Below are 14,247 nucleotides of genomic sequence, written 5' to 3' on the forward strand. Positions count from 1 at the left end.
CATGAGTATTTTTAGCTTTGTGAAAGAAGCAGGCGAAAAGCTTATCGACCTGCTGACGCCCGGCAACGCCAATGCCAGCGAGCAGTTAAAGGAGCACATCAGCAAGGTCGGCCTGGGAAACCCGAATGTGCAGGCGACAGTGGATGGCGACAAGGTCACGGTGACCGGTGAAGTGGCGAGCCAGGAAGAGAAGGAAAAGATCCTGCTGGCGGTGGGCAATATCGCCGGGGTCGGTAGCGTGGATGACCAGATTACGGTAACCGGGCCGGTGGTGAAGGCTGCAACCTTTGTCACGGTTGTGAAGGGCGACACCCTCAGTGCGATTTCCTTGCGCGTGTATGGCGATGCCAACAAGTATCAAAAAATCTTCGAGGCCAATAAGCCGATGCTCAAGGATGTGAACAAGATTTATCCGGGGCAGTCGTTGCGGATTCCTGAGTAACACATAAAAACTGTGGCGAGGGAGCTTGCTCCCGCTCGGCCGCGCAGCAGCCGCATTCTGGCCCAATGCAATTCTCTGAAGGAGACTTCAGCCAGATTGGGAGCGCTTCGCACTCCAGCGGGAGCAAGCTCCCTCGCCACAAGTCTCAAAGCCCGGCAATCAACTCTCGATAATCGACCACCGCCGCAAACTCCGCCGTATCCTTCGGCCCCTTGCGACTGTCCGGCTCTCTCACCGCCAATAAATGCGTAACACCGAAATCCCGCGCACTGCGCAGGATCGGCAACGTATCGTCGATAAACAGGCTGCGCGCCGGATCGAAGCCGATGTCCGCCTGCAATGCCTCCCAAAACTGCGGATTCTCTTTGGGAAAGCCGTAATCGTGAGAGCTGATCAACCGCTCGAAGTACGGTGCCAGTTCAATTCGTTCCAGTTTCAGAGACAGCGAGTCACGGTGCGCATTGGTGATCATCACCACACGTTTGCCGGCCTTCCTGATGGCCTCCAGAAACGTATCCGCATCCGGGCGCAAAGCGATCAGGTGGGCGGTTTCCAGTTTCAGCTCGCGCACCGGCAGCTTCAGCTCTGCGCTCCAGAAATCCAGGCAATACCACTGCAACTGACCGGCGTTACGCTCGAACAGTGGCTGCAATTCCATCTCGGCCATGGCCCGGCTCACCCCGTGCAACTCGGCATAACGCTGGGGCAAATGCTCCAGCCAGAAATGATTGTCGAAGTGCAGGTCCAGCAGCGTGCCGTCCATGTCCAGCAGAACGGTGTCGATGTCGCGCCACGGCAGCAGTGACATAAAAACTCTCCAACGGTAAAAAAATATCCGAGGTCAACAATCAGGATAGGCCGGGTATAGTAACGCGTTCACGCCAAGGAGCTTTTCATGCGCCAGAAACCCACCATCCTCGCCCGCGAGATTGTCGCCACCAGCCGTTTATTCTGCGTCGAAGAGCTGAAACTGCGCTTTTCCAATGGCGTGGAGCGCACTTATGAGCGACTGGTCGGCAAGGGCGCCGGGTATGGCGCGGTGATGATCGTGGCGATGATCGATTCGGACCACGCGGTGCTGGTCGAGGAATATTGCGGCGGCACCGATGAATACGAGCTGTCGCTGCCCAAAGGCTTGATCGAACCGGGTGAAGACGTGCTGGCGGCGGCGGAGCGTGAGCTCAAGGAAGAAGCCGGGTATGGCGCGCGACAGCTGGAGCATCTGACCGAGTTGTCCCTGTCGCCCGGTTACATGAGCCAGAAAATCCAGGTGGTGCTCGCCACCGACCTGTACGAAGAACGACTTGAAGGCGACGAGCCCGAGCCGATGGGCGTGGACAAGATCAATCTGCGTGAACTGTCCGGCCTGGCCCAGAACCCGCGATTCACCGAGGGCCGTGCCTTGGCGGCGTTGTACCTGGCCCGTGATCTACTGACTCAGCGTGGGGTGTTTTTGCCATGAATTTTCCGCATCCATTGATGGCGCCGGTGGTTGAGCTGGCATTGAAGGCTGGCGACGCGATCCTGCCGTTCTGGCGTACAGGTACGGCCGTGACCGCCAAGGCCGACGATTCGCCGGTCACCGCGGCCGATCTCGCCGCTCATCATCTGATTCTGGCCGGGCTGACGGCGCTTGATCCGAGCATTCCGGTGCTGTCCGAAGAGGACGCCAACATCCCGCAGAGCGTGCGTGCCGGCTGGCAGCGCTGGTGGCTGGTCGATCCGCTGGACGGGACCAAGGAATTCATTTCGGGCAGCGAAGAGTTCACCGTCAACATCGCGCTGATCGAGCAAGGTCGCGTGGTGTTCGGTGTGGTGTCGATGCCGACCAACGGGCGCTTCTATGTCGGCGGTGCAGGGCTGGGCGCGTGGCGTGGTGATCAAGAAGCCGAGCCGTTGCCGATTCAGGTTCGCACCGTGCCCGCCCCGGGTGAGGCTTTCACGGTCGTCGCCAGTCGTCGGCATTCGAGCCCCGAGCAAGAACGCTTGCTGGCCGGACTTAGCGACAGCCTCGGTGAGTTGCAATTGGCCAATATCGGCAGTTCGCTGAAATTTTGCCTGCTGGCGGAAGGCGCGGCCGATTGTTATCCGCGCCTGGCACCGACTTCGCAGTGGGATACGGCGGCGGCCCAAGGTGTGCTGGAAGGAGCAGGCGGTGAGGTGCTGGAGCTGAGCGGTGTGCCGTTCAGCTATCCAGCGCGGGAGTCTCTGCGGAACGAATTTTTCCTGGCACTGCCAGCGAAAGCGGCCTGGCGGGAAAAACTGCTGGCGTTGGCGCGTTCCTGATCTGCACAAATACCTTGTGGCGAGGGAGCTTGCTCCCGTTGGGTCGCGAAGCGGCCCTAAACCGGCCACCGCGCTGTATCAGCTAAAATCCTGTTGCCTGATTTGCGGCTGCTGCGCAGCCGAGCGAGAGCAAGCTCCCTCGCCACAGGTGTTGTATCGATCCTGACGTTCACCGGTGCAGCACGTACTGCCCGGTAAACGTCACCGCATCCTCCTCGCTATCGGCATTCACAATCCGCGAATGCAACGTCAACCGCGCCCGTCCATAACGCTGATACATCGCCAAAAATTTCTTCCACACCGCCGCACTCGGCGCCTGGCAAATCGCTGTCGCGTCCATGGTCACCGGCAGCGGATAGCTGATGTGCCCTTCGTGAATCACGATGTGCCCGTCTTCAATCCCTTCCTCGCGCAACCGCAAATGCAGCCAGCCCCAACCCGCCAGCACCGCGCCGCAATACAGGCTGCCGCCGAACATGGTGCTCTTGTGGTTGACGTTGGCTTCCAGCGGCAGATACAGGCGCAATTGCTGGTCATGCCAGTCGAGCACTTTGACGCCCATGGCCTGCGTCAGGGGAATGTCGCGGTGAAGGACTGATTCCAGGTGACGACTGTCGCGGTTCATTAACGGACCCTTTTCAAGTGATGACTCAATCGAGTTCATCGGCAGCGTGATGGTCGGCAAAATTCAGCCCGTGCTTGCGCAGTTTGTCGTGCAAGGTCTTGCGCGGAATGCCGAGGGCTTCGGCGAGGCTGCGGACCGAGCTGTGAGAGCGCGCCAGTTCGGCGGCAATCAACGATTTCTCGAAGTTTTCCACCTGCTCGCTCAACCCGCCGCTGACCGCTTCAACCGTTGAGCCCACCGCGCCATCCGGTGCGCTATTGTCCAGCGCCAGTTCCAGGCCCAGGGCAAAACGTTCGGCGGCATTCTGCAATTCCCGCACGTTACCCGGCCAGGTGTGACGCAGCAGCAACGCTCGTTGTCCCGGTTGCAGTTCGTGGGGCGGCAAACCATGGCGAGCACTGGCTTCATCGGCAAAATGCTGGAACAGCATCAACGCGTCTTCGCCACGCTCGCGCAGCGGTGGAATGCGCAGCGGCGCGACGTTGAGACGGTAATACAAGTCGGCACGGAAGCGCCCCTGATCGGCGGACTGGCGCAGGTCCTCCTTGGTCGCGGCGATGATGCGGATGTCCAGCGGGATCAGCTGATTGCCACCCAGACGCTCGACCACCCGCTCTTGCAGCAAGCGCAGCAACTTCACCTGCACGTCCAGGCTCATGCTTTCGATTTCATCGAGGAACAGCGTGCCGCCATTGGCAAATTCGAACTTGCCGATGCGGCGCTTTTGCGCGCCGGTAAAGGCGCCCGGCTCGTGGCCGAACAGTTCGCTTTCCACCACCGACTCGGCCAGGGCACCGGCGTTGATCGCCACGAACGGGCCGTTACGTCGACTCGACAAATCATGCAGCGCCCGGGCCACGACCTCTTTACCGGCACCGGTTTCGCCGAGGATCAGCACGTCGGCCTTGGTCGCCGCCAATGCGCCGATCTGCTCGCGCAGGCGCAACATTGGCGCCGATTGCCCGACCAGTCTTGTGCTCAGTTCATTGCGGTCGCTCAGGGCCAGACGCAGGCTGCGGTTATCCAGCACCAACCGGCGCAAGGCCAATGCACGGCGCACGCTGTCGAGCAGGGCATCGCTGGCGAAGGGTTTTTCCAGAAAGTCATAAGCGCCGGTGCGCATCGCTTGCACTGCCAGCGGCACGTCGCCGTGACCGGTGATCAGCAGCACTGGCAGCTCGGGGTCTTGCGCGTGCAGTTCGGTCAGCAACTCAAGACCGTCCATACCCGGCATGCGGATGTCGCTGACCACCACCCCCGGCCAGTCGCGCTCCAGTTGCCCGGCCACGCCTTTGGCTTCGGCGAGCGGCAGGATTTTCAGGCCCGCCAGGTCCAGTGTCTGGCTCAGGGCCTGACGCAGATGGGGATCGTCGTCGATCAGCACGACCTGGATGCGGTTGTCGATGGTCATGCACTTCGGTCCTCGGACGGTTGCAGGCTCACGCCCGGTGCGCCTGCGCGCAGTTTCAGGGTAATCAGGGCGCCGCCTTCCTTGTGGTTGGCGAACGACAGTTCACCCCCGAAGGCGCGCATCAGGGTCTCGCAAATCGCCAGCCCCAGACCCAGCCCCTGCGTGCGGGTCTTGGTGGTGTAGAAGGGCTCGCTGGCGCGGCCAAGGGCTTCCATGCAAAAGCCGGGGCCGTTGTCGCGAATGTACAGATTGACGCCATCGGCGGTGGATTGGGCACTCAACCAGAGTTTACGCGGCGGGCCTTTTTCCGTCAGCGCGTCCAGCGCGTTGGCCAGCAGGTTGCCGAGCACCTGGCGCAAACGGGTTTCCCCGGCCTCGACCCACAGCGTGGCGGCCGGCAAGTCGCGGATCAGCTCGACCTCCATGCTCCGCCGGCGCTTGGCCAACAGCGCCAGCGCGTCATCCAGCGCCGGTTGCAGTGCGACACTTTCCGGCGCGTGGCGATCACGCCGGGCAAAGGCGCGCAGGTGCGCAATGATCGAGGCCATGCGCCCGGTCAGTTCGCTGATCAGCTTGAGGTTGCCGCGCGCATCGTCCGTGCGCTGATGATCGAGCAGCACTTCGGCGTTTTCCGCGTAACTGCGGATCGCCGCCAGCGGCTGATTGAGTTCGTGGCTGATGCTCGCCGACATGGTCCCAAGCGCCGACAGCTTGCCGGCCTGCACCAGATCATCCTGGGCGCGCACCAGATCTTGCTGGGCATTTTCGCGCTCCAGGACTTCCTGTTTCAGCCGACGGTTGAGGCCTTCGAGGTCGCTGGTGCGCTCGGCGACGCGGCCTTCCAGTTCCCGACGGGCCTTGGCTTCGAAGGCGATTCGTTCGAGGTAGTGACGGCGGCGTTGCATCATCAGACCAAGCAACAGCATCAACACCAGTAGCGTCGCGCCGCCGATGGCAACCACCGTGCGCACGGGGCGGTCGATCAGGGTGCGCGGCGCAAGGATGCTGACACTCCAGCCGGTTTCGTCGATCTGCCGGGTCTGGGTCAACCACTCGTCCGGATTGAGGTTCAGCGGTTTGGGTTCGCGGGTCGGGTAGGGCTGAATCGCGGTGATTGCCTCACGCTCCGCGTCGCCCAACGGACGGGTCGCGCGAAACCGCCATTCGGGCCGCGAGGTGAGAATGACCACGCCGTTGTGGTCGGTCACCAGCAGTTGTTCCGGGGTTTTACCCCAGAGGCTTTCGGTGTGGTCCAGGTCAACTTTGACCACCAGCACGCCGATGATTTTTTCGCGATCCCGGACTGCTGCCGCGAAGAAATAGCCGCGTTTGGCCGACGTGGTGCCCAGGCCAAAGAAGCGACCCAGACGCCCGGCCATGGCTTCACTGAAATACGGCCGAAAGGCGAAATTGCGCCCGACGAAGCTGTCGTGTTTGTCCCAGTTGGAGGCGGCGAGCGTCTTGCCCGTGGTGTCCATCAGGTACATGACTTCGGCGCCGGTCTGGGCGCTGATGTTCTTCAGCAGCCGGTTGGCGTTGCCTTGGGTTACGCCGTCGTCCGGTGCTGACAGGTCAGCGCGCAAGGCCGGCAGGTCGCCAAGAATCTGCGGAAGCACTTCATAGCGATGCAGCGTGCCCAGCAGGTTGGCGACGTACAGGTCGAGGGTTTGACGGTTTTGCCCGGCCAGTTCGCTGCGGTAATATCGCTCGGCCAGATGCTCCAGCGGCCACAGCAATGGCGCCAGGCACAGCGCAAGCAGGGCCAGGCTGCGCCAGCGGGGTCGGCGGGGAAGGGTCGAGTTCATGAGCATCAGGCGCCTGTGGGTACAGGCGCATTATGCCTAGGCTTGTCCGGCAAGACACTCGCGCAGCGCGGTTTGCCAGTCAGGCTGACTGACGCCCCATTCGCGCTGAAGACGAATGCAATCCAGGCGTGAGTTCAGCGGACGGGTGGCGGGTGTCGGGTATTCGCTGGTCGTAATCGGCAGCAGGTTTGCGCAAGGCTTTCCCTGTTCCCGCAGCGCTTCGCCGATGGCCTGGGCGAAACCGAACCACGAGGTTTCACCCTGCGCGGTCAGGTGATAAGTGCCCCAGGCGCCGGTCTCGCCTGCCTGCCAGCGTTCGATCAGGGCGAGGGTGCTGTTGGCGATCGTGCCGGCCCAGGTGGGCGCTCCGATCTGGTCGGCGACGATGCGCAACTCCGGCTTTTCTTGCAGCAGACGTTGCATGGTCAGCAGGAAATTTCGGCCGTGGGTCGAGTAGACCCAGCTGGTGCGCAAAATCAGATGCTTGCCCTGTACCGCTGTGATCGCCTGTTCACCGGCCAGTTTGGTCTTGCCGTAAACGCCCAATGGGTGAGGTTCGTCAGCTTCGCTGTAAGGCTCGGTCTTGCTACCGTCGAACACGTAATCGGTGGAGTAGTGGATCAGCGGAATGCCCAGCGCCAAGGCTTCCTCGGCGAGAATGCCCGGTGCCTGAGCGTTGACGGCGAAGGCCGCTTGCGGCTCGCTTTCAGCCTGATCGACTGCCGTGTGGGCCGCGGCATTGATGATCAGGTCGGGATGAGCGCGCCGGACCTGCTGGCGGATCTGTTCCGGTTGAGTCAGGTCGAGCTGATCGCGTCCCGGAACGACCAACTCGCCCAGAGCGCCCAGACGATGCTGCAACTCACGTGAAACCTGGCCCTGCTGGCCACAGATGAGTATTTTCATGCAAACAGATCAACTTCTTGCAAGGTTTTGCCGTGCTGATCCCTGGCCGAAAGCTTGGGCGCTTCCTCCAGTTGCCAGTCGATGGCAAGCGTTGGATCATCCCAGCGGATGCAACATTCGGCGGACGGATTGTAGTAGTCGGTGGTCTTGTAGAGGAACTCGGCGAAGTCACTCAGCACCACGAACCCATGGGCAAAACCCTCCGGCACCCAGAGTTGGCGACTGTTTTCTGCGGACAAACGCACTGCCGCCCACTGGCCGAAATTCGGTGAGCTGCGACGAACATCCACCGCGACATCGAGCACTTCACCGGCCGTGACGCGCACCAGTTTTCCCTGGGTGTTTTCCAATTGGTAGTGCAGGCCGCGCAGTACGCCTTTCTGGGAGCGGGAATGGTTGTCCTGAACGAACTGCCTCTTCAGGCCCGTCGCCTCTTCAAACGCCTTTGCGTTGAAGCTCTCGTAGAAAAAGCCGCGCTCGTCGCCGAAGACCTTGGGTTCAAGGATCAACACTCCGGGCAAAGCGGTTTCAATCACATTCATTGTCCACCCTCAGCCAGCTTGTAAAGGTACTGACCATAACCGGTCTTGCCAAAATACTTGGCGCGCTCGAGCAAATGCTCGCGGTCGATCCAGCCTTTTTCGTAAGCGATTTCTTCGAGGCAGGCCACTTTCAGCCCTTGGCGATGCTCGATGGTCTGCACGTATTGGGACGCTTCGAGCAGGCTGTCGTGAGTGCCGGTATCCAGCCAGGCGAAACCGCGACCGAAGCGCTCGACCTGCAGATCGCCGCGCTTGAGGTAGGCATTGTTGACGTCGGTGATCTCCAGTTCACCGCGCGGTGAAGGCTTCACGGCTTTGGCGATCTCGATCACATCGTTGTCGTAGAAATACAGGCCGGTCACGGCATAGCTGGATTTCGGGGCTTTCGGCTTTTCTTCGATGGACAAGGCACGGCCTTCGTCGTCGAAATCGATCACGCCGAAGCGCTCCGGGTCTTTGACCCAGTAACCGAACACGGTGGCGCCAGAAGGGCGATTAACAGCGTTATTCAACTGTTCGCTGAAGCGCTGGCCATGGAAGATGTTGTCGCCAAGGATCAGGCACACCGGATCCTTGCCAATGAATTCCTCGCCAATCAGAAAGGCCTGGGCCAGGCCATCGGGCGAAGGCTGTTCGGCGTAGCTGAAATGCACACCAAACTGACTGCCATCCCCCAGCAGGTTGCGGTACTGCGGCAGATCCTGCGGAGTGGATATCACCAGGATTTCCTTGATGCCGGCCAGCATCAGGACCGAGATCGGGTAGTAGATCATCGGTTTGTCGTAGATCGGCAACAGCTGTTTGGACACACCCAGCGTGATCGGGTGCAGACGCGTGCCTGAACCCCCGGCCAACACAATTCCTTTCATCATGCGATCAACTCCTTGGTATTGATGGCGCCCAGTCGTTCACCCTGATAGCTGCCGTCCTGAACGCGGCGGCACCACTCGAGGTTTTCCAGATACCACTGGACGGTTTTGCGCAGGCCGGTCTCGAAGGTTTCTTCGGGCGTCCAGCCGAGTTCGCGCTCAATCTTGCTGGCATCGATCGCGTAGCGCAGGTCATGGCCAGGACGGTCCTGGACGAAAGTGATCAGGTCGGCGAAATGCGCGACGCCGTCGGGTTTGTGCGGTGCCAGTTCTTCGAGCAAGGCGCAGATGCCACGCACCACGTCGATGTTCTTCTGCTCGTTGTGACCGCCGATGTTGTAGGTCTCGCCAACCACGCCTTCGGTGACCACTTTGAACAGTGCGCGGGCGTGATCCTCGACAAACAGCCAGTCGCGAACCTGCAGGCCGTTACCGTAAACAGGCAGCGGCTTGCCGGCGAGGGCGTTGAGAATCACCAGCGGGATCAGTTTTTCGGGGAAGTGAAACGGCCCGTAGTTGTTCGAGCAGTTGGTCAGCAATACCGGCAAGCCGTAGGTGCGCTGCCAGGCGCGGACCAGGTGGTCGGAGGCCGCCTTGCTGGCGGAATACGGTGAACTTGGCGCGTACGGGGTCGTTTCCGTGAACAGGTCATCGACGCCATGCAGGTCGCCGTAAACCTCGTCCGTGGAGATGTGGTGAAAACGGAAGGCGCTTTTCTCGGGCTCGGCCAGGGTCTGCCAGTAGGCGCGGGTTGCCTCGAGCAGGCTGTAGGTGCCGACGATATTGGTTTGAATGAAATCCGACGGACCGTCGATGGAACGGTCAACGTGGGACTCGGCCGCCAGATGCATGATCGCATGCGGCTGGAAACGTGCCAGCACGGCGCTGACGGCGGCCTGATCAACGATATCGGCCTGCACGAATTCGTAGCGTGTGTCGTTGGCAATGCTGGTCAGCGATTCCAGATTGCCGGCATAGGTCAGTTTGTCCAGATTGAGCACTTCGTGCCCGGTGTGCCCGATCAAGTGGCGAACCAGGGCAGAGCCAATGAAACCGGCACCGCCGGTGATGAGAATACGCATGTTGGCCAGCCTTTATCTGTAAGACGATTGAAGCAAATGAGCATAGCTTGTCGGCAGGAGAGGGGGGGTGCAATAGGGTTGTGACATCTATTTGGGTTTTGACGCATGAACAGGGGTTGATTATCGACCGACGCGGTGGCGATATAAGCGCCTAATAAAATTTCAGAGGTTGTTGTATGCCGCTCGCCACGTTGATTCATCGCGCCAGTTTGCCCAGCCCGCAAGTGTCTGCGGTGCAAGCGCTTGAGCTGCTCGAGGGGCATTACGGGCTGAGCGGGCGATTGCAGGCGCTCGGCAGCCAGCAGGATCTCAACTACCGCGTTGACAGTAAACATGGGCGTTTCGTCCTGAAAATCTGCCGTGGCGACTATTCGGCGCTGGAACTGCAAGCCCAGCACGCGGGGCTCAAGCATCTCGCCGAGCACTCCGGCGTGCCGGTGCCGCGAGTGATTGCGGCGCAGAACGGCGCCGACCTGCTGTCACTTGAAGTCGGCGGGCAAGCGGTGCACGTGCGCCTGCTCGAATACATCGAGGGCCAATCGCTCACACACCTGGACCATCTGCCCGGATCGGTGGTGGCCGGTTTCGGCCGGCTCTGCGGTGAAATGGACCAGGCGCTGGCCGATTTCAACCATGCGGGTCTTGAGCGCACCCTTCAGTGGGATGCGCGTCACGCCAATGCCTTGATCGCGCATTTGCTTCCGGTCATTGAAGATGACGCGCAGCGAGCGTTGATCGCGCAAGTGGCCGAACAGGCCGAGCGGCATTTGCAGCCGCTGGTGGACAAGTTGCCGGTGCAGGCCATCCACATGGACATCACCGATGACAACGTGGTCTGGCAGCGCGATTCGCAACGCCGGTGGCAACTGCAGGGGGTGATCGACTTCGGCGACCTGATCCACACCTGGCGCATCACCGACCTCTCGGTGACCTGCGCGGCGCTGCTGCATCATGCCGATGGCGATCCGTTCTACATCTTGCCGGCGGTCCAGGCCTATCACGCGATTAATCCGTTGCAACACGAAGAACTGCTGGCGCTGTGGCCGCTGATCGTCGCGCGGGCGGCGGTGCTGGTGCTCAGTGGCGAACAGCAGGTCAGCATCGATCCGGGTAACCAATACAGTCGCGACAACCTGACCCACGAGTGGGAGATTTTCCGCGTGGCCGCCTCGGTGCCGCTGGCGTTGATGGAAGCGGCGATCCTCACCTCTGTCGGCCACAGCCTGCCGGGCATTGGTAGCGAAGGCTTCGCCCCGCTGCTGCCGAGCCTGGTCGGAAGTGAATTCGCCTTGATCGACCTGGGCGTACTCAGCCCGCATTTCGAGGCCGGTAACTGGGAGCAGGAAGGGATCGATCAGCGCCTGTTGAGCGAAGCGGCTGCAGCGCACGGTCTGGCCGCCAGCCGTTACGGGCAATATCGTTTGTCCCGCACCCGCCCCGACAGTGCCAGCGAACCGGACACGTGCCCGCTGCATGTCGAGTTGCGAGTGCCCCACGGCACGGCGGTCGAATCGCCGTTTGCCGGTGTGGTCCATCAACCGTCGCCGGGTGTGTTGCAACTCGACGGCCCGCAATTGAGCGTGCGGCTGTGGGGCGTGACGCCGTCGCTGCACACCGGCGCGGCGCTGGTCAAAGGCCAGGTGTTGGGCGCGGTCAGCGGTCCGTTGCGGGTGCAGTTGTGCCGAGGCGCTTCGTTCGACGCGCCGTTGTTTTGCACGCCGTCTCGTGCGGCGGCCTGGCAAGCGTTGTGTCCGTCGCCGGCGGCGCTGCTGGGGCTGGCGTGCGATGCTGAAGCGGAGCTTGATTCGCAGACATTGCTGGCGCGCCGCGACGCCAGTTTCGCCCGGACCCAGAAGCACTATTACGTTGACCCGCCACGCATCGAACGCGGCTGGTGCAATCACCTGATCGACATGCAGGGTCGTTCCTACCTCGACATGCTCAACAACGTCGCGGTGCTCGGTCACGGTCATCCGCGCATGGCGGCGGTGTCCAGCCGTCAATGGTCGCTGCTCAATACCAACTCGCGCTTCAATTACGCGGCGGTTGCCGAATTTTCCGAGCGTTTGCTGAAGTTGTCGCCGGATGGCATGGACCGGGTGTTCCTGGTCAACAGCGGCAGCGAGGCCAACGACCTGGCGATCCGTCTGGCATGGGCCTACAGCGGCGGTCGCGACATCGTCAGCGTGCTGGAGGCCTATCACGGCTGGACGGTGGGCGCGGACGCGGTCTCGACGTCGATTGCCGACAACCCCAAGGCCTTGAGCAGCCGCCCGGACTGGGTGCACCCGGTGACGGCACCGAACACCTATCGCGGTGAATTCCGTGGCCCGGACAGTGCGCCGGACTATGTGCGCAGCGTCGAACACAACCTGGCGAAAATCGCCGCGCAAGGACGCCAGCTGGCCGGTTTCATTTGCGAGCCGGTGTACGGCAATGCCGGCGGCATCTCGCTGCCGCCGGGCTATTTGAAACAGGTATACGGCTTGGTGCGCGACCGGGGCGGCGTGTGCATCGCCGACGAAGTGCAGGTCGGTTACGGGCGCATGGGCCACTTCTTCTGGGGCTTCGAAGAACAGGGCGTGGTGCCGGACATCATCACCATGGCCAAGGGCATGGGTAACGGGCAACCGTTGGGTGCGGTGATCACCCGCCGTGAAATCGCCGAGGCGCTGGAAGCCGAGGGTTATTTCTTCTCGTCGGCGGGTGGCAGCCCGGTCAGCTGCCAGATTGGCATGGCCGTTCTGGATGTGATGGAAGAGGAAAAACTCTGGGAAAACGCCCAGGTCGTGGGCGGGTATTTCAAGGAGCGTCTTGAGGCGCTGATCGATATTCATCCGCTGGTGGGCGCGGTGCACGGTTCCGGTTTTTATCTGGGCGTTGAATTGATCCGCAACCGCGAGACCCTGGAACCGGCGACCGAGGAAACCACGGCGCTGTGTGATCGTCTGCGGGAATTGGGGATCTTCATGCAGCCGACAGGGGACTATCTGAACGTCCTCAAGATCAAACCGCCCATGGTGACCTCGCGCCGGAGTGTGGATTTCTTTGTCGACATGATGGCGAAGGTGTTGGATGAAGGTTTGTAAGGCCTGAAATCGCTTTCGCGGGCAAGCCTCGCTCCACTGGTCCGCGTCGTACACAATTTTGTGACATCGCAGGTCCGTAGGAGCGAGGCTTGCCCGCGAAGGCGTCATCAACAACACCCACAAAATATCGATTGTTATCGGGTTTAAGTGCTGTTGTTTTCGACGGAAGGAAGATTAATCGCTTTTAAAGCCGATTTTTATCGGCTATAAAGTCGCCATTGCCGCGGCGTGCCTCATCACGCCCGCCACTTCTCTTTCTGTCATCGGTCGATGCCACACTCGACCTTAAAGCACTTGCCCGGAGATGATTCATGAGCCGTATCGTTACCGTCGCCGCCACCCAGATGGCCTGTTCCTGGGACCTTGAAGCCAACCTCGAAACCGCTGAAAGGCTGGTCCGTGAGGCTGCGGCCAAAGGTGCGCAGATTATCCTGATCCAGGAGTTGTTCGAGGCGCCGTACTTCTGCCAGAAACCCAATCCGGATTACCTGCAACTGGCCACGACGGTTGAAGAGAACGTCGCCATCAAGCATTTCCAGAAAATCGCCAAGGAACTGCAAGTGGTGCTGCCGATCAGCTTCTACGAGCGGGCCGGCCGCGCGCGTTTCAATAGCATCGCGATCATCGATGCCGACGGCAGCAACCTCGGGATTTATCGTAAAAGCCATATCCCGGACGGCCCTGGTTACCATGAGAAGTACTACTTCAATCCGGGCGACACCGGTTTCAAAGTGTGGAACACCCGTTACGCGAAAATCGGCGTGGGCATCTGCTGGGATCAGTGGTTCCCCGAGTGCGCCCGCAGCATGGCGTTGCTGGGTGCGGAAATTCTGTTCTACCCAACCGCCATCGGCAGCGAGCCGCACGACAAGACCATTTCGTCCCGTGACCATTGGCAGCGTGTGCAACAGGGCCATGCCGGCGCCAACCTGATGCCGCTGATCGCCAGCAACCGTATCGGCAACGAGGAGCAGGACGGGTATGACATCACCTTCTACGGCTCGTCGTTTATCGCCAACCAGTTCGGCGAGAAGGTCCAGGAACTCGATAAAACCGAAGAAGGCGTGCTGGTTCACAGCTTCGACCTTGACGAACTGGAGCACATTCGCAGCGCGTGGGGCTCGTTCCGTGATCGTCGCCCGAACCTATACAATGTGCTCAAAACCCTCGACGGTTCCCTGGAGTCCTGA

General features: G+C 61.0%; 13 protein-coding genes. 5 read left to right on the forward strand and 8 right to left on the reverse strand.

Features of this window, described 5'->3' with window-relative positions; genetic code table 11:
• The first annotated feature begins 1 nt into the window (after position 1).
• Entirely contained in the window at positions 2-442 is a 441-nt protein-coding gene (lysM, locus tag KJF94_RS27800) for a peptidoglycan-binding protein LysM (protein ID WP_084318267.1), read from the forward strand.
• Between the two features lie 145 nt (positions 443-587).
• On the opposite strand, the gene yrfG is transcribed toward lysM, so the two are convergent.
• A complete protein-coding gene (gene yrfG, locus KJF94_RS27805) occupies positions 588-1,250 on the reverse strand; it encodes a GMP/IMP nucleotidase (RefSeq protein ID WP_214380188.1) in 663 nt (220 codons plus the stop codon).
• 87 nt (positions 1,251-1,337) lie between these two features.
• On the opposite strand from yrfG, the gene nudE reads away from it, so the two are divergent.
• Both nudE and cysQ read left to right on the forward strand, forming a co-directional pair.
• Positions 1,338-1,904, forward strand: a complete 567-nt coding sequence (gene nudE, locus KJF94_RS27810) for an ADP compounds hydrolase NudE (protein ID WP_214380189.1) — start codon at positions 1,338-1,340, stop codon at positions 1,902-1,904.
• Positions 1,901-2,728, forward strand: a complete 828-nt coding sequence (cysQ, locus tag KJF94_RS27815) for a 3'(2'),5'-bisphosphate nucleotidase CysQ (RefSeq protein WP_214380190.1) — start codon at positions 1,901-1,903, stop codon at positions 2,726-2,728. Before nudE ends, cysQ begins: the two co-directional genes overlap by 4 nt.
• 169 nt (positions 2,729-2,897) lie before the next feature.
• Here cysQ and KJF94_RS27820 read toward each other — a convergent pair whose 3' ends face one another.
• From KJF94_RS27820 to rfbB, 7 genes are read right to left on the reverse strand one after another with little or no spacing between them, the layout of a single operon-like run.
• Positions 2,898-3,353: a thioesterase domain-containing protein gene (locus KJF94_RS27820; RefSeq protein WP_214380191.1), complete on the reverse strand. Its 456-nt coding sequence runs from the start codon at positions 3,351-3,353 to the stop codon at positions 2,898-2,900.
• Positions 3,354-3,378: 25 nt separating this feature from the next.
• The gene (locus KJF94_RS27825) at positions 3,379-4,764 is read right to left on the reverse strand and encodes a sigma-54-dependent transcriptional regulator (protein ID WP_214380192.1); all 1,386 of its coding nucleotides are present in this window, start codon (positions 4,762-4,764) and stop codon (positions 3,379-3,381) included.
• On the reverse strand, positions 4,761-6,569 hold the full coding sequence (locus KJF94_RS27830; protein WP_214380193.1) for a sensor histidine kinase: 1,809 nt from the start codon (positions 6,567-6,569) through the stop codon (positions 4,761-4,763). The genes KJF94_RS27825 and KJF94_RS27830 overlap by 4 nt, the downstream gene beginning before the upstream one ends.
• Positions 6,570-6,605: 36 nt before the next feature.
• Complete coding sequence (gene rfbD, locus KJF94_RS27835) at positions 6,606-7,475, reverse strand: dTDP-4-dehydrorhamnose reductase (protein WP_214380194.1); 870 nt, start codon at positions 7,473-7,475, stop codon at positions 6,606-6,608.
• The gene (rfbC, locus tag KJF94_RS27840; RefSeq protein ID WP_214380195.1) at positions 7,472-8,017 is read right to left on the reverse strand and encodes a dTDP-4-dehydrorhamnose 3,5-epimerase; all 546 of its coding nucleotides are present in this window, start codon (positions 8,015-8,017) and stop codon (positions 7,472-7,474) included. Before rfbC ends, rfbD begins: the two co-directional genes overlap by 4 nt.
• Complete coding sequence (rfbA, locus tag KJF94_RS27845) at positions 8,014-8,889, reverse strand: glucose-1-phosphate thymidylyltransferase RfbA (protein WP_214380196.1); 876 nt, start codon at positions 8,887-8,889, stop codon at positions 8,014-8,016. Before rfbA ends, rfbC begins: the two co-directional genes overlap by 4 nt.
• Positions 8,886-9,968, reverse strand: a complete 1,083-nt coding sequence (gene rfbB, locus KJF94_RS27850) for a dTDP-glucose 4,6-dehydratase (protein WP_214380197.1) — start codon at positions 9,966-9,968, stop codon at positions 8,886-8,888. The genes rfbA and rfbB overlap by 4 nt, the downstream gene beginning before the upstream one ends.
• 176 nt (positions 9,969-10,144) lie before the next feature.
• On the opposite strand from rfbB, the gene KJF94_RS27855 reads away from it, so the two are divergent.
• Both KJF94_RS27855 and aguB read left to right on the forward strand, forming a co-directional pair.
• Positions 10,145-13,057 (forward strand): aminotransferase, encoded by a 2,913-nt coding sequence (locus KJF94_RS27855; protein ID WP_214380198.1) that lies wholly within the window; start codon positions 10,145-10,147, stop codon positions 13,055-13,057.
• 311 nt (positions 13,058-13,368) lie between these two features.
• Positions 13,369-14,247: an N-carbamoylputrescine amidase gene (gene aguB, locus KJF94_RS27860; RefSeq protein WP_214380199.1), complete on the forward strand. Its 879-nt coding sequence runs from the start codon at positions 13,369-13,371 to the stop codon at positions 14,245-14,247.

The sequence above is a fragment of the Pseudomonas hormoni genome (assembly GCF_018502625.1).
GTDB classification, from domain to species: Bacteria; Pseudomonadota; Gammaproteobacteria; order Pseudomonadales; family Pseudomonadaceae; genus Aquipseudomonas; species Aquipseudomonas hormoni.

Coding starts and splice junctions, on each gene's coding strand:
- rfbB (WP_214380197.1), bottom strand. CDS start 9,968: ATGCGTATTCTCATCACCGGCGGTGCCGGTTTCATTGGCTCTGCCCTG.
- KJF94_RS27830 (WP_214380193.1), bottom strand. CDS start 6,569: ATGAACTCGACCCTTCCCCGCCGACCCCGCTGGCGCAGCCTGGCCCTG.
- KJF94_RS27825 (WP_214380192.1), bottom strand. CDS start 4,764: ATGACCATCGACAACCGCATCCAGGTCGTGCTGATCGACGACGATCCC.
- cysQ (WP_214380190.1), top strand. CDS start 1,901: ATGAATTTTCCGCATCCATTGATGGCGCCGGTGGTTGAGCTGGCATTG.
- KJF94_RS27820 (WP_214380191.1), bottom strand. CDS start 3,353: ATGAACCGCGACAGTCGTCACCTGGAATCAGTCCTTCACCGCGACATT.
- rfbC (WP_214380195.1), bottom strand. CDS start 8,017: ATGAATGTGATTGAAACCGCTTTGCCCGGAGTGTTGATCCTTGAACCC.
- aguB (WP_214380199.1), top strand. CDS start 13,369: ATGAGCCGTATCGTTACCGTCGCCGCCACCCAGATGGCCTGTTCCTGG.
- nudE (WP_214380189.1), top strand. CDS start 1,338: ATGCGCCAGAAACCCACCATCCTCGCCCGCGAGATTGTCGCCACCAGC.
- yrfG (WP_214380188.1), bottom strand. CDS start 1,250: ATGTCACTGCTGCCGTGGCGCGACATCGACACCGTTCTGCTGGACATG.
- rfbA (WP_214380196.1), bottom strand. CDS start 8,889: ATGATGAAAGGAATTGTGTTGGCCGGGGGTTCAGGCACGCGTCTGCAC.
- rfbD (WP_214380194.1), bottom strand. CDS start 7,475: ATGAAAATACTCATCTGTGGCCAGCAGGGCCAGGTTTCACGTGAGTTG.
- KJF94_RS27855 (WP_214380198.1), top strand. CDS start 10,145: ATGCCGCTCGCCACGTTGATTCATCGCGCCAGTTTGCCCAGCCCGCAA.
- lysM (WP_084318267.1), top strand. CDS start 2: ATGAGTATTTTTAGCTTTGTGAAAGAAGCAGGCGAAAAGCTTATCGAC.